Raw genomic sequence first — 16,071 nt, forward strand, 5'->3', positions numbered from 1 at the left:
TGCTCTGAACCACCGTTGATTCGCCACGGCGCGCTGCGCCAAAACAGTGCGAAAGTGAAAAGCAGGTGTCACAGCGATTCTGCCGCTGGCCGCTGCTGCGGTAAAACAGCCTTTTCCTCGCCGTTGCATCGGAATTTCTGACGCTAAAAAAGTCGCTGCTTTGCAACGGATTTTCTTAAGCCTTAGTGAGGCAGAAGCGAATGGGCGTGAAGGGTCAGGCAGGGGATTATGCTGCTATTCGCTGTCCGGCATGATAAATGCATGGAAACAGGGGTAAATAGAAAAGCCGGCGCGACAAGATCGCGCTGGCGACACCAGGAGAATCTGCATGCTCAGTCGCATCACCCAGCGCCAGCTGGAATACTTCGTCGCGTCCGGCGAAGCCGGCAGCATTATTGGCGCATCCGAACGTATTCACGTGTCGTCACCGTCGATCTCGGCCGCCATTACCCACATCGAATCCGAGCTGGGGGTGCAGCTGTTTGTGCGCCACCACGCGCAGGGCGTGTCGCTCACCGCCATTGGCCATCAGGTATTAAAAGAGGCGAAGCTGATTCTGGAACAGATGTCGAATCTGTATACCATCGCCTCAGAGTCGCTGAACAACGTGCGCGGCCCGCTGCGCGTCGGCTGTCTCGACACGCTGGCGCCGATGCTGACGCCGGAGCTGGTGTTTGGCTTTGGTCGTGCCTTCCCCGGCGTGCGCATCACGCTGGTGGAGGGCAATCATGAACAGCTGCTGAAACAGCTGCGCGCCGCCGATATCGATATCGCGCTGACCTACGATCTGGTGCCGGCCAGCGACATCGCGTTTCAGTCGCTGGCGCAGCTGCCGCCGTATGTGATGGTCGGCGAACATCACCCGTTTGCCAGTCAGTCTGCGGTGACCATTCAGGATCTCGCTACGGTGCCGATGGTGCTGCTGGATATGCCGTGGAGTCGCGAATATTTTCTCAGCCTGTTTAGCGAAGCGGGCGTCACGCCCAACATTGTGATGCGCTCCGGCAATATGGAAGTGGTACGCGCGATGGTGGCCAACGGCGTGGGATTTGGCATCGCCAATGTGCGGCCCAAAGCCAATCTGTCGCAGGATGGCAAACGGGTGATCCGCGTGCGCCTTGCCGGCGTGAACCGGCCGATGTTGCTGGGATACGCCACGGTGGCCCATGTGCAGCAATCGATGGTGGTCAACGCCTTCGCCGAACGCTGCCGCATGTTCATCTCCGATCAATACATTCCCGGCATGGCCGCGCCAAGCTACTTCGACCCGCAGGTGGTGCGCGTCGCCTGACGCGCTCAGTAACCCCGCGCGGGAAACACCTGGTTGCGCACCGGCTCGCCGCGCATCACCCGCTGGATGTTATCAGCCACCTGACGCGCGGCGCTGGCCGGGATCGCTACCGACGCCAGATGCGGGGTGATCAGCACATTTTCCATGCCCCACAGCGCATCGTCGGGCGGCAGCGGCTCGCGATCAAACACGTCTAATGTGGCGTGCCCGATCTGTCCGCTCTGCAGCGCCGCGGTCAGCGCGGGCTGATCGACAATCGCGCCGCGCGACACGTTGATCAGCGCGCAGCCCGGCGGCAATCGCGCCAGGCGCTGCGCATCCAGCAATCCGTGGGTTTCCAGCGTGAGCGGCAGCATCACCACCAGAATGTCGCTGCTGGCCAGAAACGCATCCAGCGCCTGCGCACCGCTGACGCAGTGAATGCCGTCCAGCGCTTTGGGCGACCGCGACCAGCCGCGTACGTCAAAGCCCTGACGCGCCAGTTCGCGCGCCGCATACGCACCCAGTTCGCCCAGCCCCAGCACGCCCACGCGAATCGACGCCGGCTCGCGCGGATGCAGATAGTGCCAGCGATGTTCACGCTGCGCGCGCTCAAATGCCGGTATGTCACGCGCGTAACGCAGCACGGCAAACAGCACGTAACCGGCCATCATGCGCGCCATATCCGGGTCCGATAGCCGGACGATCGGGATGTCAGGCAGGTCGTCGCGCCCCACCAGCGAGTCGACGCCCGCGCCCAGATTCACCAGCAATTTCAGCTGGCGATACGGGGCAAAAAAGCCGCGCGGCGGCTTCCACGCCAGCGCAAACTGCACGCTATCGGCATCCGCAACCTGATCGGCACGGCAGATAGTGACATCCGGTAATTGTGGTGCCAGCAGCGCCGACCACGCCTCGAAGCTGTCGAACTCGCTATAAAACACCAGCGTCGTCATGCGCTGGGCTCCTGTAGCAGCGTCGCCAGCGCATCGATAGCCAGTTCATAACCCAGCGCGCCCAGCCCGGCGATCACGCCAGTGGCGGCTTTCGACACCAGCGACTGATGACGAAACGGCTCGCGCTGCCAGATATTGCTCATGTGCGCTTCGATGATCGGGCCATCGAACATCAGCAGCGCATCCAGAATCGGTACCGAGCGATACGACAACCCGGCGGCATTGATGATCAGCCCGTCCGCCTGCTGGCGCGCTTCCTGAATCCAGTCCACCAGCACGCCTTCATGGTTGCTCTGACGAAACTGCAGCCTGAGGCCGTGTGCGTCGGCGCGCCGCTGACAGCGCTCGCCGATGCTGGCGAAACTGTCGCTGCCGTAGGTACCGTGGCGATCCATGCCATACAGATTGGCATTCGGCCCATTGAGAAAGAAAATCTGAGACATTGCGGCTCCGTTACAGGTGCGGGCGCGTCGCGGCCATTGCCGGGTGCGCGTCAAAAAGGGCAAACCAGGCGGCGCTCTGCGGATGCGTGGCGCGCCAGTTGAGTTCAGCAAAACGGAAGTCGAGGTAGCCCAATCCGCAGCCGATGGCGATCAGCCCGAGATCGTCAGGCGTGCGGCTGAACGCCTCCGCCTGCTGCTCAATGGCCGCCAGCGCAGCCGCCACTTTGGTCAGCTGCGCATCGCGCCACGCTGACCACTGCTTTTCCAGCGGGCGGGCGCTGGTTTCGTAGCGCGCCAGCAGCGCGGCGTCCAGCAGCCCATCACCCAGCGCCTGGCGCGTAAGGCACAGCCAGCGCGCCTCGCCGTCTGCCGGCAGCAACTGGCCCGCGGCGCGCTGGTTAAGGTATTCGCAGATCACCCGGCTGTCGTATAAACATAGTCCCTGTTCGGTGCGCAGCGCCGGCACTTTAGCCAGCGGATTAAACGCGGCAATGCGCGCATCGCGCTCGATGGGGTGCGCCGCCGACGCCAGCAGGGTGATCTCCGGCGCCAGACCCAGCAGCTGGGCGCACACCATTACTTTTCGCACGTAAGGCGAGGTAGAGGCGTAATAGAGTTCCATCATGGCATAGCCTCCGCATCTGGCAGCAGCAGCACTTTGCCGATATTGGCATTGGCTTCAAGGATGCGGTGCGCCTGCGCGGCGGTCATCAGCGGCAATCGCTGATGCACGCGCGGCGTGATGCGCCCGGCAGCCAGTAAAGGCAGCAGATGGGCGCGCACGCACTGCGCCAGACGCGCTTTTTCCGCCGCGCTTTTCGGTCGCAACGTGGAAGAGGTCAGGCTTAAGCCTTTGCGCATGATCAACTGTAAATCGATCTCCACCGTGGCCCGCTGCATAAAGGCGAGGCTGACGTGCCGCCCGCCCGCTGCCAGCACGCTGAGGTTGCGCGCAATGTAGTCACCGCCGACGTTATCCAGCACCACATCCACACCGCGTTCCCGGGTCAGCGTTCGAATCACCGCCACAAAATCTTCGCTATGGCGATCGATGGCGCGCCACACGCCCAGCTGCTGCAGCGCGGCAATTTTTTCCGCACCGCCGGCGGTGGCAATCACCCGCGCGCCACAAGCCTGGGCGCACTGGATCGCCAGCGTGCCCACGCCGCTGGCCGCGCCGTGAATCAGCACGCTGTCGCCCGGCATCAGACGCCCCAGCTCAAACAGGTTGTGCCAGACGGTAAACGCGGCTTCGGGAAACCCCGCCGCGTGGCTGAGCGGCAGCGTGTCCGGCACCGGCAGGCACAGGTCGGCGCGCGCCACGCAGTATTGTGCATAACCGCCGCCGCTCAGCAGCGCCATCACCGCCATGCCCGGCTGCAGTTCGCTGACGCCTGCGCCGAGCGCAACGATGACGCCCGCCGCTTCCAGCCCGAGAATATCGCTGCAGCCTGGCGGCGGTGGCATGCCGTTGCGCTGCAGAATATCGGGCCGGTTAACCCCTGCACTGACGACGCGCAGCAGCACTTCGCCCGGTCCCGGCTGCGGCACCGGGCGCTGCACCGCAGTCAGTACGTCTGCGTCACCCGGCTGCGCGGCGATGATCGCCGTCATGGTTTCCGTTGCCATGCGTTATCCCTGTGCGTCACTGGCGAAGGCGCAAACGCCCTCGTCATCAAACGTCAGCCCCACCACGCTGCCGACCGGCCAGCGCGTCAGCGCCTCCAGTCCGGACTGACGGGCAAACAGCGACGCACTGCCGAGCGCCGGAATATCAAGATGCACGTCAACGTGATCGCCCTGAAACACGTGCGTCAGCACCGTGGCGCTGAGCAGCGCCTGCGGACCGAGCGGCGCCAGCTGCACATTTTCCGGACGCACATACACATCCAGCCGGTCGCCGACGCTGGCCTGCACCCGTTTGGCCGGCAGGCGCAGCGTGTTGCCGCCCAGCTCCAGCAGCGCGCTGGTGTCACGGCCGGCGTAGCGGCCCGGCAGTATGTTGACGTCACCGACGAAGCCGGCGACAAACGGATCCTGCGGGCGGCGATAGATCTCATCCGGCGGCCCAATCTGGCGCACGTGACCGGCCGACATCACTACCACGCGGTCGCTCATGCTCAGCGCTTCACCCTGATCGTGGGTAACAAAGACCGTGGTCACGCCGAGTTTGCGCTGAATCGCTTTCAGCTCGACCTGCATGGATAAACGCAAATTTTTGTCCAGTGCTGAGAACGGCTCATCGAGCAGCAACACTTTCGGGCGAATCACCAGCGCGCGTGCCAGCGCCACGCGCTGCTGCTGCCCGCCAGACAGTTCACGCGGCTTGCGCTGGCCATAACCCGCCAGCTTCACCAGCGCCAGCGCCTGCCCGACCCGCTCGGCGATTTCCGCTTTCGGCACGCCGCGCATACGCAGGCCGTAGCCGACGTTTTTCTCCACCGTCATGTGCGGAAACAGCGCGTAGTTCTGAAACACGATGCCGATCTCGCGCTGATAAGGCGGGATTTCCGTTACCAGGTCGCCATCGATAAAAATCTCACCGCCGTCGGCTTCGGCAAAGCCGGCCATCAGGTTCAGCAGCGTGGTTTTGCCGCAGCCGGACGGGCCGAGCAGCGTAATGAACTCACCTTCATGGATGGTGAGAGAAATTTTATGCAGCGCGATGGCATCACCAAAGCGCTTCAGGACGCCATCCAGCTGCACCGCCACGTTGGCCTTATGCGGCGCCGATGACAGCGGTTGCGGAAACGGGGTTACTTCTGCACTGACCATACAATCTCCGGATTCGGACGGGGTGGCTCGTCGCGGGTTCATTCGCACATCCAGGTCGCCAGCCGGCGTAACAGGCTGTCACAGGCGTCCAGCTGTGCGAGGGTGATAAATTCGTCGGGCTTATGGCCCTGCTCCATACTGCCGGGACCGCACACCACACAGGGGATGCCGGCGGCGGCAAACAGTCCGCCTTCAGTGCCAAACGCCACGGTGCCGAAGCTGTCGCTGCCGCTCAACCGGGCAATCAGCTGTGCCGCGGCACTGTGCGCGGCGGTATCCAGCCCGGGATAGGCGCTGAGCGGCGAGAAGCGGATAGCGCTGGCGGGCTGCACCGCGCGCATCTGCGGCTCCAGCGTCTGCTGTGCATACGTCACCAGCTCGTCTGCCACCTGCTGCGCATCCTCCTGCGGCAGCGTGCGTACTTCGAAATCAAAACTGCAGGCGTCAGGCACGATATTCAGCGCGCGTCCGCCGTGGATCACCCCGGTTTGCACGGTGGTAAACGGCGGATCGAAGCGCGCATCCTGTCGTTCCGGCGTCGCCAGACGTTCACCGATGACGGTCAAGCGCTGGATCAGCTTCGCGGCGTATTCAATCGCATTAACGCCCTGCGGCGCGTACGCCGAGTGGCAGGCCGCGCCATGCACTTCGCAGCGCATCGCCAGCTTGCCTTTGTGGCCCAGCACCGGACGCAGCTCTGTCGGCTCGCCAATCAGGCAGATCGCCGGTCGATCGCTGCGCTGCGCCAGCGCCTCCACCAGCGAGCGCACGCCGAGGCAACCCACCTCTTCGTCATAGGAGATAGCCAGATGCAGCGGCTGACGCAGCGGCTGGGCGAGAAAATGCGGCACGGCAGCCAGCATGCAGGCGAGGAAGCCTTTCATGTCTGCCGTGCCGCGTCCGTACAGCTTGCCGTCGCGTTCGGTGAGCGCAAACGGCGGCACCGTCCACGTCTGGCCATCAACCGGTACCACGTCGCTGTGGCCCGATAGCATCACCCCGCCGCTGCCGGCTGGCCCGAGCCGCGCATAGAGATTGGCCTTGCTGCGTTCTGAGTTGTGCATCAGTTCACAGGTCACGCCCAGCCCGCTGAGATAGCGCCAGCAGAAATCGATCAGCGCGAGATTGGATTCGCGGCTGGTGGTGTCGAAAGCCACCAGATGTTCGAGCAGGTTACGGCTGGTCAGCATCGCGTCTCCTCTCGCTTATTCATCGCCCGGCACGCCGTAACGGGGTGCCAGCGTGGGATTGAGCGCGCGCGTCAGGTAATCCTGCATCTGCGGCTGATAGGCCAGCCACAGCTGATGAAGTTCCGCGATGGGATCGCCCTCCGTCCAGTCAACGCGCAGATCAACCAGCGGCCACGACGGTTCGCCCACCACTGCCAGCGCCGCCGAGTGAACCGGCCCGGCTTCGCCTCCGGCGGCCATCCCGGCCTGCATGGCCGCGATTAACCGTGCGGCCAGTTCGCCCGGCTGCTGCGTAAACGCGCTGACCATCGCCGTAATCACCTCGGGATTCGCCAGCAAATTACCGGCCGCTACGCAGTCGCTGCCGCACAGCGCGTGATTCACCCCCAGCGTGTGCGTTCCACTGAAGCAGGCACTGCTGCCGTCGGCCGCCAGCACCGTAAGCTGGCGATAATCAAAAAAGTCATCGCTGGCAAGGCCGCTCTGCAGCGCCTGCTGCGCCGTCTCGCCCTGACTCAGCCGATCAAGGATGCGCGGCCCCAGCGCCGGCAGCGTGATGTTCTGCGTGGAGACCGCGCCGACGCCGGCGCGCAGCCACGGACAGCGTGCGCCGACCGCAATACTCGACGAGCTGACCGCAATGCCCAGCTGGCCGGTTTGCGCACAGCGTCCAACAATCGATAACGTCATGATGCGGCGCTCCTTATTGCGGCTGCCAGTCGTCGGGGATCACCGCAATCACGTCGATCTCCATCAGCCACTGCGGCTGGCCCAGTCCCGAGATCACCAGACCGGTGGAGATGGGAAACACGCCTTTCAGCCACTTGCCGACCACCTGATACACCGGCTCACGATAGCGCGGGTCGATGATATAGGTGGTGGTTTTCACGATGTGCGACAGGTCGCTGCCCGCTTCTTCGAGCAGTTGCTTCACGTTTTTCATCGCCTGCTCGGCCTGCGCTGCCGGATCGCCCAGCCCCACCAGGTTGCCTTCGAAGTCGGTGCCAATCTGTCCACGCACGTAAACGGTGTTGCCGGCGCGCACGGCCTGACACAGGTCGTTGTCCAGCGACTGATTAGGATAGGTATCTTTGGTGTTGAATTTGCGGATGCGGGTATGGGTGCTCATGATGCCTGCCAGCGTTTAATTGGTTTCCGCAAGGTATACCGGGCTTAGCGCAGCAGGGAAAACAGCATTAACTGAGGTGTTGCTTTAAAAAATCCGAAGGAGTGCGGCAGGCCTGCTGGCCCGCCGGTGAGTGAGTAATGCGCAGCCTTATTTAGCCGCATAAACCGCATCACAAAATGCTTTGCGCGCGCCCAGTTTGGCTGACAGGCGTGCAGCCGCTTCGCGCATCAACACGCCTAACTCTTCATCTTTGCGATTCAGCGTCAGACGCGAAACCGGGCCGGTCAGCGCCAGCGCAGCGGTCAGCCGGTCATTTTCGGCGAATACCGGTACGGCAAAGGCCGCGATGTGCGGATCGCGCGCGCCCGAGCTGAATATTGGCAGCGACGGCAGCGCATCGAAGAGATTTTCATTCATGCCCCAGAAACGCAGCACCTTACTGATGGCTGAGTTATCGAGCGGAAAAATTGTCCCCGGCAGGCGCGTATGACGCAGGCCATCAGACGATTCAGCACGAAACAGGCACAGACGCTGGCCGTTATCCAGTACGTACCAGCTGGCGCTCTCGTTGGTCGCCGTTGCCAGCGCCTGCAATTCCGGCTGCACCACGCTGGCCAGATGGAATGATTGCTCATAAAGCTTGCCGAGGTATAACAGACGCGGGCCGAGCGTGTAGACACCGCTGTCACTGCGCACCACATAGCCCATCCTTTCCAGCGAGTTCATCAGACGATAGACAGTGGTTTTGTGATAGCCGGAAAGCTGCGACAGCGCAGTCAGCGACAGGCTCTCTTCGCCCGGCTTAAAACAATCCAGCAGCGACAACGCCTTCTCCACCGCATTAACGCCTTCATTTCCCATTTTTTCCTCCTGATTTGTGCCGTCCTGAGTGTACCTGAAAACTGTGAGTCACATCGTGTTTACATCACAAACACCTTCGTAACACTGGCATGCGGCGTCAGATCGTCGATATAGTTGTTTTATATTGTACAACATTGTTGTACCAGGTAAAACAAACCACGAGGTGAATTATGTCTGTGTCTGCAAATAACCTGATCAACCGCAACATCGAGCGCGTCAGCGCCCTGTCCGTCAGCCAGGCCGCCGCATTCCAGGCGGCGATTCTGGCCGATGTCGCCGGTCGTCGCGGCACCCTGCATGGCCGCGTTAAGCCGCTGTCGCCGCAGATGAAAGTCGCCGGGCCGGCCATCACGGTGGAAGTGCGTCCGGGCGATAACCTGGCGATTCACGCGGCGCTGGCTATCGCCCAGCCGGGTGATGTGCTGGTAGTAGACGGCAAAGGCGACATCAGTTGCGCGCTGCTGGGTGAAATCATGGCAACCCAGGCCGAAGCGTCCGGCATCGCCGGCATCATCATTGATGGCGCGGTGCGTGATGCTGACGCCCTCGCGCAGGGCAGCTATCCGGTGTTTGCTGCCGGCCTCAACCCAAGCGGCCCCACCAAAAGTATTCCCGGACGTGTGAACCATCCGGTGTCGGTAGCCGGTGCGTCGATTGAGCCGGGCGACCTGGTGGTCGGCGATGCCGATGGCGTGGTGGTGATCGCTAAACAGGATGTGGAACGCATCATTGCCCTGGCGGCGAAGAAGCTGGACGCCGAAACGCGCCGCATCGCGGGTATTAAGCAGGGCGATTTACGTCCGGGCTGGCTGGAAGGTGCTCTGCGCGCGGCGGGTATGTTAGCAGAAGGAGAATCGCTGTAATGAGCAACGTAAAAACTATCCTCATCACCGGCAGCGACCTGGCTGCTGAAGCCGTCGAGCTGCTGCAGGACTATCAGCTGATTTATGCCGGACGCCAGCCGCAGGAAGCCGATTTGATCGCGCTGTGCGAGCGCCATAATCCTCAGGCGATCATTGTGCGCTATGGCAAAATCAACGGGCGCATCATGGACGCCGCGCCGGCGCTGCGCGTGATCTCCAAGCACGGCAGCGGTATTGACGTTATCGATCAGCAGGCAGCGGCGGAACGCCAGATTGCGGTCCGCGCGGCAGTGGGCGCCAATGCCGCCGCCGTGTCGGAGCATGCCTGGGCGCTGATCCTCGCCTGTGCTAAATCCGTGCCGCAGCTGGACCGCCGGATGCGCGACGGACACTGGGATAAAGCGCAGCATAAATCGCTGGAGCTGGAAGGACGCACGCTCGGCCTGGTCGGTCTGGGTGCCATCGGCAGCCGCGTGGCGCGCATCGGCCAGGCCTTCGGTATGCAGGTGCTGGCCTACGATCCTTATGCGCAAACCTTGCCGGCTGGCTGTGAAGCGGTTGAATCACTGGATGAACTGTACAGCCGTGCCGATGTGGTGTCGCTGCACTGTCCGCTGACGGACAGCAATCACCAGATGATCAACGCGGCCGCCCTCGCCCGTTTTAAGCCTGGCGCGATTCTGGTCAACACCGCGCGCGGCGGACTGATTGACGATCAGGCGGTGGCGACCGCGCTGCAAAACGGCACGCTGCGTGCCGCCGGACTGGACAGCTTCACCAGCGAGCCGCTGACTGCACCGCATCTGTGGCAGTCGCTTAACAACGTGATTATTACGCCGCACATTGGCGGCGTGAGCGACAATGCCTACGTGCGCATGGGCACCGGTGCCGCGCGCAACGCGTTGCAGGTTCTGCAGGAGCAGGAGGCGGTATCATGACCGTGCTCACCGTACCGGAGGTGCGCGAGTTAACGCTGTTTTCGCGCCTGCCTGAAGCGTTTCGCCGGCCGGACGCCGGCAATGTCTGGGCTGCCGCCAATCGCGGCGGCCAGCTTACCGACTCCTTTCTCGAAGGCCCGGTGTGGCATCCCTCCGGCTGTCTGTATGTCACCGATATTCCCTATGGCCGCATCTTTCGCGTCGATATGAGCGGCAACTGGGAGCTGGTGGTGCAGTATGACGGTGAGCCCAACGGCATGAAGCTGACCGATCCGGACACGCTGATCATCACCGATTACCGTAACGGCCTGATGAAGCTGTCAATCAGCAGCGCCACTATCACGCCGTGGCTGACGCGGCGTAACAGCGAAAGCTTTCGCGGCGTCAACGACTTAACCCCCGACAGCCGCGGCAATCTCTATTTCACCGATCAGGGCCAGACCGGGCTGCACGATGCCAGCGGACGCGTCTATCGGCTCAGCCCGGATGGCCGGCTGGATCTGCTGCTGGATAACTGCCCGAGCCCGAACGGCCTGGTACTGTCGCCGGATGAGAAAATCCTCTACGTGGCGATGACGCGCGGCAACTGCGTGTGGCGCGTGCCGTTGCTGGCGGATGGTTCGGTGAGCAAAGTTGGACTGTTCTTTACCTCACACGGACCCAGCGGGCCGGACGGGCTGACCATCAATCAGCGCGGCGAACTGCTGATTGCCAATCCCGGCCTCGGGCGCGTCTGGCGTCTTAACGATCTGGCTGAACCGGAAGAGATTCTGCTCAGTCCGCTGGGTCGTTCCACCACCAACCTGTGCTTCGGCGGGGCCAACCTTAATCAGCTGTTTATCACCGAATCGGTCAGCGGCAGCATCCTGACCTGCACCCAGAACACACCAGGCCGCGCGTTACCGGCCATCGATACCTCGTTTCTCTGACTACAACTCTGCGTCATCCGAACGCACCGGAGATTACTATGACCCTGCACTCAACATCCAGCCCTGCGCCGGCTCAGCCGGCTGCGGTGCCACCCCGCCATGAAACGCTCAGCGAACAGGATTTCCAGGACAGTGAGCAGGCGGCCGCCAAAGCCTTTCGTCGCATTCTGCCGTTTATCTTTATCTGTTATGTGGTCAGCTACCTTGACCGCACCAATGTCAGCTTTGCCGCGCTGGGCATGAACGCCGATCTCGGCATCACCGCCGAACAGTTTGGCTTTGGCGCGGGCATGTTTTTTATCGGCTATTTCCTGTTTGAAATTCCCAGCAACCTGATCATGCAAAAAGTGGGCGCGCGCATCTGGATCGCGCGCATCATGATTTCGTGGGGGTTGATTTCGATGGCGACCGCGTTCATCAGCGGCCCCGTCAGCTTTGCCATTGCGCGCTTCTGTCTCGGCGTAGCAGAGGCCGGCTTTACCCCCGGCATCTATCTGTTCTTTACCTACTGGTTCCCCGGCAGCTGGCGCGCCAAAATCACCGCCGCGTTCCTGGTCGGCATTCCGGTGGCCAATATCATCGGCTCACCGATTTCCGGCGCGCTGATGCAGATCACCGACCATGAGCATATCCGTAACTGGCAGTGGCTGCTGTTGATTGAAGGCTTACCGGCGGTGATCCTCGGCGTCATGTGCCTGTTTGTGCTGAGCGACCGGCCGGAGAAAGCGCGCTGGCTGGCGCCGCGTGAACAGCAGTTGCTGAGCAGGCGGCTGGCCGATGAGCAGCAGCAAATCGCGGCAACGCACGGTTCCCAGATGCGCGACGCGCTGCGCAATCCGCTGCTGTATCTGCTGGCGTTTATTAACTTTTGCGGCATTGTGGGTTCGATCGGCGTGGGACTGTGGATGCCGCAGATCATCAAACAGCTCGGCGTGAGCCATACGGCAACCGGCTTTCTTGCCGCGCTGCCCTATGTCTGCGGTGCCGTGAGCATGCTGTTGTGGGCGCGCCGCGCTAATGCATCAGCGCACCGTATTCGCTGGATCAGCGGCGCGCTGGTGATCGCCGCCTTAGCCCTGATGTGCAGCGCGCTGAGCGATGCGCCGGTGATCAAAATGCTGGCACTGTGCTGCACCGTCAGCGGTATTCTGGCGTTTCAGGCCTCGTTCTGGGCGCTGCCTTCCGGCTTTTTGACCGGCAATGCCGCGGCAGGCGGCTTAGCTATGATTGTCTCGATTGGTAATCTCGGCGGCTTCTTCGGCCCGTCGCTGATCGGCTATGTGCGTCAGTCTACCGGCGGCTTTATGTGGGCGCTGCTGGCGGTGGCGGCAGTCCTGATGATTGGCGCACTGGCGGTCGCCATGGTGAAAGATCCGTGGCGCCAGCGCAGCGCTGAGCAGAGATAATAACGCCGCGTTTCCCGGTGTGCCTGTGGCGCATCGGGAAACGGATGTTTTACAGGATGAAAGCAGGATAACGGCAGACGTGATGAGCCAGATACGTGCCCTCCCTGGCACAGGCTCATGAGATTATTTCCCGGTGCTGGCCACCGGCTGTTCCGCTTCAACGTGCAGCTTTTTGCTGCGTCCCATCAGCAATACCGCAATGCCGCCCGCCGCACACAGCAGCGCCAGAGGAATCATCGCCATCGCATGGCTGCCGGTTTTCTCATTGATGATGCCGTAAACGTTCACCATCAGCCCGCCACCAATCAGGTTGGCCATCGCGCCGATAGCAGCCAGACCGGCCGCTGCGGTGGTTGAGGACATCCAGCCCGAGGCCAGCGCCCAGAACGGCCCTTTCATCGAGTAAGCACCAATCAGCACCAGTGACAGAATCACCACGCTGCCCGCCAGCGTATCGGTCAGGAACGCCGCCAGCAGTCCACCGGCAATCAGGAACAGCGTCAGCGCGGTGTGCCAGCGACGCTCACCGCTGCGGTCCGAACTACGGCCCCAGACAATCATCAGAATCGATGCCAGACCATACGGGATCGCATTCATCAAACCGGTGGTGAAGTTATCCAGGCCAAATGATTTCAGCAGCTGCGGTGACCAGACGCTCAGCGTCGAACCCGCTGCCGACGCGCCGGCGTAAATCAGCGCCATCACCCAGATATGCTTGTGGCGCAGCAGCTGCCACAGCGTGATATGACCAATCGCTTTACGCTGTGCATTCTCTTCAGCCAGTTTGCCGCTCAGCCAGTTGCGCTGTTCGCTGGTCAGCCAGTGGGCATTTTCCGGACGGTTGCTGAGCAGGAAGAAAGCCAGCACCCCCAGCACAATCGCCGGGAATCCTTCGATGATAAACAGCCAGTGCCAGCCGCGCAGGCCGAACCAGCCGTCCATCGTCAGGATTGCGCCCGAGATCGGCGAGCCAATAAAGTTGGCTGCCGGGATCGCCACCATAAAGGTCGCAATTACGCGCGCGCGATATTTCGCCGGAATCCAGTAAGTCAGATAAAGGATCACGCCGGGAAAGAAGCCGGCTTCGGCAGCGCCCAGCAGAAAGCGAAGCACGTAGAGCATTTCCGCACTGCTGACGAACGCGGTGCACACCGAGACAATGCCCCACGTCACCATGATGCGCGAAATCCAGATTTTGGCGCCAATCTTCTGCATCGCGAGGTTGCTTGGCACCTCAAACAGAAAATAGCCAACAAAAAACAGGCTGCTTGCCAGGCCAAACACCGCTTTGCTCAGCCCGAGATCTTCATTCATTTGCAGGGACGCCATGCCGATGTTGCCGCGATCGATAATGGCGATCAGATAGCAGACGATCAGGAACGGCAGAATGCGCCAGATGACGCGTTTTACGGTCTGCTGCTCAATATCGGGCACAGCGGCCGCGCGGGTTATCTTGTCAGACATAGAGTTCCTCACAGAGTCATGGCTTAACGCAAATCGGCCAGTGTTGTTGTTTTACTCTGTACAACATGCGTGTACATAGTAAAACCATTATGTTTGGCCGCGCGACCCTGCGCAGAAAAATGTGTCCGGGCTGCGTGATTTGTCACAAAAAGGTAGCCAGTTGATTATGGATATGTGATGCAGCTGTCAGTTTCTGCTGCAGCACGGGAAAATACCAGCATTCATTCTGCCAGGCGACAGTGGAATTACTTTGCAACATCTTGCCGTTTACCCGCGGCGTCATTCTGAGGTATACCCATTGCCTCACCGCGTAACGCGCTTATCAGGATGCAAAAATGTTCGTAAAGCACTATGACGTAGATGAAAGCCATATCGATTTTCAAGGCGTGGTCGACGGGCTGTACTACCCGTTTTACATGGAGTGGACGCGCCACGCTTACATGCGCGAGGCGCTGGGTATCGACATTGAAGAAGAGTTCAGTCAGGGCAAGATTTACATGGTGCTGGAGTACACGCTGCGCTTCCGCAAGAGCCTGGTGAAAGGCGACAAGGTGGAAGTCACCTGCGCGCTGGAACAGAACGAGAAGCGCAATCGCGTGAACTTCGTGCAGCAAATCAAGGTCGACGGCGTGGTGTATGCCGAGGCCACGTTTGTTGCCACCTGTCTCGCCAATGGGCGTCCGTCAATGCCGGAAGCGGTAACGCGCGCGCTCGGCCTGTAACGTTACGCACTATGTGGCAGCAGCCTGCTTTATGCCTGCTGCCACTCAGCAACCAGCGTCTCCACCAGCTGTGCCGCCGGCAGCGCGCGCACCCGCGCCACGCCCTGACCGGCCCATTGGGCACCAAAGCCGTCCTCGCCGTGCGCCGCAGCAGCAGCCGCCAGGGCTTTTCCCAGCGCATAAGTCAGCGGATAGTCGGGAATCTCCTCCGGCGTTACGTCATGGCACAATTCACAAAATGCGTTGCGCACGCAGCGCGCCTGACGCCCGGAGATCGCCGCCGTCATTACCGTGCCACGCTCGCCAGCTGCCAGCAGCGCGCGACGATAGGCCGCACTGGCCGCCGACTCCGGACACAGCACAAACGCCGTACCGAGCTGTACACCGCTGGCACCGAGTTTCATCATCGTCGCGATGCCGGCACCGTCCATCACGCCGCCCGCTGCCACCACCGGCAGCGTGGTGTGCTGCCGAATCGCCTGCACCAGCGCAACGGTCGAAAGCTGCTGGTCTGGCGCGCCCGGATCAAAATGGCCGCGATGGCCACCGGCTTCATAACCCTGCGCCACAATGATATCGATACCGCTGCGTGCAATTGCCCGCGCTTCCTGCGGACTGGTGGCGGTCGCTAGCGTGACAATGTCACGTTGCTTTAGCCGGGCGATGGCCGTGGCATCGGGAAGGCCGAAATGGAAACTGACCGCCGCCGGCCGCGCCTGCTCCAGTACCGCCAGCATCGCCTCATTGTGCAAAAAGCTCTGATAGATCTCCGTTAGCGCTGGCGGCAGCGCCGTCTGGTACTGCGCAAACTGCGGGCTGAATCGGCTGATCCACGCCGCCTCGCGCGCGGCATCCCGCCTTGCCGGCGCGTGACAAAATACGTTGACGTTGATCGGCTCGCTCGTCAGTGCCTGGGTGTGGGCAATCATGTCTGCCGCCTGCTGCGGCGTCACCGCGCCGACGCTAATCGATCCCAGCGCCCCGGCATTGGATACCGCTGCGGCCAGCTGCGGCGTGGCGACACCGGCCATCGGTGCCTGAATCAGCGGATACTGCAGTTTTAACAGCTGGCACAGCGCGGTCGTCATGGTGGTTTTTCTCCAACCCGTCATCGGGCGTTGATTG

17 protein-coding genes are annotated in these 16,071 nt (G+C 61.8%); 6 read left to right on the forward strand and 11 right to left on the reverse strand.

Annotation, left to right across the window (positions count from 1 at the left end; translation table 11 throughout):
- Nucleotides 1–328 precede the first annotated feature (328 nt).
- Complete coding sequence (locus C1N60_RS20345; RefSeq protein ID WP_021509493.1) at nucleotides 329–1,291, forward strand: LysR family transcriptional regulator; 963 nt, start codon at nucleotides 329–331, stop codon at nucleotides 1,289–1,291.
- A gap of 5 nt (nucleotides 1,292–1,296) precedes the next feature.
- Here C1N60_RS20345 and C1N60_RS20350 read toward each other — a convergent pair whose 3' ends face one another.
- The 9 genes from C1N60_RS20350 to C1N60_RS20390 form a co-directional block, all read right to left on the reverse strand.
- Nucleotides 1,297–2,226, reverse strand: coding sequence for a 2-hydroxyacid dehydrogenase (locus C1N60_RS20350; protein WP_394521904.1), 930 nt, complete (start codon nucleotides 2,224–2,226; stop codon nucleotides 1,297–1,299).
- Nucleotides 2,223–2,669, reverse strand: a complete 447-nt coding sequence (locus C1N60_RS20355) for a type II 3-dehydroquinate dehydratase (protein WP_058758800.1) — start codon at nucleotides 2,667–2,669, stop codon at nucleotides 2,223–2,225. Before C1N60_RS20355 ends, C1N60_RS20350 begins: the two co-directional genes overlap by 4 nt.
- Nucleotides 2,670–2,679: 10 nt before the next feature.
- A complete protein-coding gene (locus C1N60_RS20360; protein WP_058775058.1) occupies nucleotides 2,680–3,294 on the reverse strand; it encodes a glutathione S-transferase in 615 nt (204 codons plus the stop codon).
- Nucleotides 3,291–4,298, reverse strand: a complete 1,008-nt coding sequence (locus C1N60_RS20365) for an NAD(P)H-quinone oxidoreductase (protein ID WP_058775059.1) — start codon at nucleotides 4,296–4,298, stop codon at nucleotides 3,291–3,293. Before C1N60_RS20365 ends, C1N60_RS20360 begins: the two co-directional genes overlap by 4 nt.
- A gap of 3 nt (nucleotides 4,299–4,301) precedes the next feature.
- On the reverse strand, nucleotides 4,302–5,444 hold the full coding sequence (locus C1N60_RS20370) for an ABC transporter ATP-binding protein (RefSeq protein WP_394521905.1): 1,143 nt from the start codon (nucleotides 5,442–5,444) through the stop codon (nucleotides 4,302–4,304).
- A gap of 38 nt (nucleotides 5,445–5,482) precedes the next feature.
- Nucleotides 5,483–6,634 carry an acetylornithine deacetylase gene (gene argE, locus C1N60_RS20375; RefSeq protein ID WP_394521906.1) on the reverse strand — a complete coding sequence of 384 codons (1,152 nt, stop codon included), beginning with the start codon at nucleotides 6,632–6,634 and terminating at the stop codon, nucleotides 5,483–5,485.
- A 15-nt stretch (nucleotides 6,635–6,649) separates the two neighbouring features.
- Nucleotides 6,650–7,324 carry a DUF1028 domain-containing protein gene (locus tag C1N60_RS20380; RefSeq protein WP_394521907.1) on the reverse strand — a complete coding sequence of 225 codons (675 nt, stop codon included), beginning with the start codon at nucleotides 7,322–7,324 and terminating at the stop codon, nucleotides 6,650–6,652.
- 13 nt (nucleotides 7,325–7,337) lie between these two features.
- Entirely contained in the window at nucleotides 7,338–7,763 is a 426-nt protein-coding gene (locus C1N60_RS20385; protein WP_021509501.1) for a RidA family protein, read from the reverse strand.
- Nucleotides 7,764–7,910: 147 nt separating this feature from the next.
- Nucleotides 7,911–8,624, reverse strand: coding sequence for an IclR family transcriptional regulator (locus C1N60_RS20390; RefSeq protein WP_021509502.1), 714 nt, complete (start codon nucleotides 8,622–8,624; stop codon nucleotides 7,911–7,913).
- Nucleotides 8,625–8,794: 170 nt separating this feature from the next.
- On the opposite strand from C1N60_RS20390, the gene C1N60_RS20395 reads away from it, so the two are divergent.
- From C1N60_RS20395 to C1N60_RS20410, 4 genes are read left to right on the forward strand one after another with little or no spacing between them, the layout of a single operon-like run.
- Nucleotides 8,795–9,487: an RraA family protein gene (locus C1N60_RS20395; RefSeq protein WP_021509503.1), complete on the forward strand. Its 693-nt coding sequence runs from the start codon at nucleotides 8,795–8,797 to the stop codon at nucleotides 9,485–9,487.
- Nucleotides 9,487–10,425 carry a hydroxyacid dehydrogenase gene (locus tag C1N60_RS20400; protein WP_104187238.1) on the forward strand — a complete coding sequence of 313 codons (939 nt, stop codon included), beginning with the start codon at nucleotides 9,487–9,489 and terminating at the stop codon, nucleotides 10,423–10,425. The genes C1N60_RS20395 and C1N60_RS20400 overlap by 1 nt, the downstream gene beginning before the upstream one ends.
- A complete protein-coding gene (locus C1N60_RS20405) occupies nucleotides 10,422–11,354 on the forward strand; it encodes an SMP-30/gluconolactonase/LRE family protein (RefSeq protein ID WP_136547839.1) in 933 nt (310 codons plus the stop codon). Before C1N60_RS20400 ends, C1N60_RS20405 begins: the two co-directional genes overlap by 4 nt.
- Nucleotides 11,355–11,392: 38 nt before the next feature.
- Nucleotides 11,393–12,760: an MFS transporter gene (locus C1N60_RS20410; protein WP_394521908.1), complete on the forward strand. Its 1,368-nt coding sequence runs from the start codon at nucleotides 11,393–11,395 to the stop codon at nucleotides 12,758–12,760.
- 123 nt (nucleotides 12,761–12,883) lie between these two features.
- Here the strand turns inward: C1N60_RS20410 and C1N60_RS20415 are convergent, their stop codons facing one another.
- Entirely contained in the window at nucleotides 12,884–14,224 is a 1,341-nt protein-coding gene (locus C1N60_RS20415; RefSeq protein WP_021509507.1) for an MFS transporter, read from the reverse strand.
- A 335-nt stretch (nucleotides 14,225–14,559) separates the two neighbouring features.
- Here C1N60_RS20415 and C1N60_RS20420 point away from each other — a divergent pair, with 335 nt between their 5' ends.
- Nucleotides 14,560–14,946 carry an acyl-CoA thioesterase gene (locus C1N60_RS20420; RefSeq protein WP_021509508.1) on the forward strand — a complete coding sequence of 129 codons (387 nt, stop codon included), beginning with the start codon at nucleotides 14,560–14,562 and terminating at the stop codon, nucleotides 14,944–14,946.
- 29 nt (nucleotides 14,947–14,975) lie between these two features.
- Here C1N60_RS20420 and C1N60_RS20425 read toward each other — a convergent pair whose 3' ends face one another.
- Nucleotides 14,976–16,034, reverse strand: a complete 1,059-nt coding sequence (locus C1N60_RS20425; RefSeq protein ID WP_021509509.1) for an NAD(P)H-dependent flavin oxidoreductase — start codon at nucleotides 16,032–16,034, stop codon at nucleotides 14,976–14,978.
- Between the last annotated feature and the right edge of the window lie 37 nt (nucleotides 16,035–16,071).

Source organism: Pantoea sp. SGAir0184, from assembly GCF_043544755.1.

What these genes read in the sequence shown, in the direction of transcription:
- C1N60_RS20345 (WP_021509493.1), top strand. Translation starts at nt 329, where the DNA reads ATGCTCAGTCGCATCACCCAGCGCCAGCTGGAATACTTCGTCGCGTCC.
- C1N60_RS20350 (WP_394521904.1), bottom strand. Translation starts at nt 2,226, where the DNA reads ATGACGACGCTGGTGTTTTATAGCGAGTTCGACAGCTTCGAGGCGTGG.
- C1N60_RS20355 (WP_058758800.1), bottom strand. Translation starts at nt 2,669, where the DNA reads ATGTCTCAGATTTTCTTTCTCAATGGGCCGAATGCCAATCTGTATGGC.
- C1N60_RS20360 (WP_058775058.1), bottom strand. Translation starts at nt 3,294, where the DNA reads ATGATGGAACTCTATTACGCCTCTACCTCGCCTTACGTGCGAAAAGTA.
- C1N60_RS20365 (WP_058775059.1), bottom strand. Translation starts at nt 4,298, where the DNA reads ATGGCAACGGAAACCATGACGGCGATCATCGCCGCGCAGCCGGGTGAC.
- C1N60_RS20370 (WP_394521905.1), bottom strand. Translation starts at nt 5,444, where the DNA reads ATGGTCAGTGCAGAAGTAACCCCGTTTCCGCAACCGCTGTCATCGGCG.
- argE (WP_394521906.1), bottom strand. Translation starts at nt 6,634, where the DNA reads ATGCTGACCAGCCGTAACCTGCTCGAACATCTGGTGGCTTTCGACACC.
- C1N60_RS20380 (WP_394521907.1), bottom strand. Translation starts at nt 7,324, where the DNA reads ATGACGTTATCGATTGTTGGACGCTGTGCGCAAACCGGCCAGCTGGGC.
- C1N60_RS20385 (WP_021509501.1), bottom strand. Translation starts at nt 7,763, where the DNA reads ATGAGCACCCATACCCGCATCCGCAAATTCAACACCAAAGATACCTAT.
- C1N60_RS20390 (WP_021509502.1), bottom strand. Translation starts at nt 8,624, where the DNA reads ATGGGAAATGAAGGCGTTAATGCGGTGGAGAAGGCGTTGTCGCTGCTG.
- C1N60_RS20395 (WP_021509503.1), top strand. Translation starts at nt 8,795, where the DNA reads ATGTCTGTGTCTGCAAATAACCTGATCAACCGCAACATCGAGCGCGTC.
- C1N60_RS20400 (WP_104187238.1), top strand. Translation starts at nt 9,487, where the DNA reads ATGAGCAACGTAAAAACTATCCTCATCACCGGCAGCGACCTGGCTGCT.
- C1N60_RS20405 (WP_136547839.1), top strand. Translation starts at nt 10,422, where the DNA reads ATGACCGTGCTCACCGTACCGGAGGTGCGCGAGTTAACGCTGTTTTCG.
- C1N60_RS20410 (WP_394521908.1), top strand. Translation starts at nt 11,393, where the DNA reads ATGACCCTGCACTCAACATCCAGCCCTGCGCCGGCTCAGCCGGCTGCG.
- C1N60_RS20415 (WP_021509507.1), bottom strand. Translation starts at nt 14,224, where the DNA reads ATGTCTGACAAGATAACCCGCGCGGCCGCTGTGCCCGATATTGAGCAG.
- C1N60_RS20420 (WP_021509508.1), top strand. Translation starts at nt 14,560, where the DNA reads ATGTTCGTAAAGCACTATGACGTAGATGAAAGCCATATCGATTTTCAA.
- C1N60_RS20425 (WP_021509509.1), bottom strand. Translation starts at nt 16,034, where the DNA reads ATGACGACCGCGCTGTGCCAGCTGTTAAAACTGCAGTATCCGCTGATT.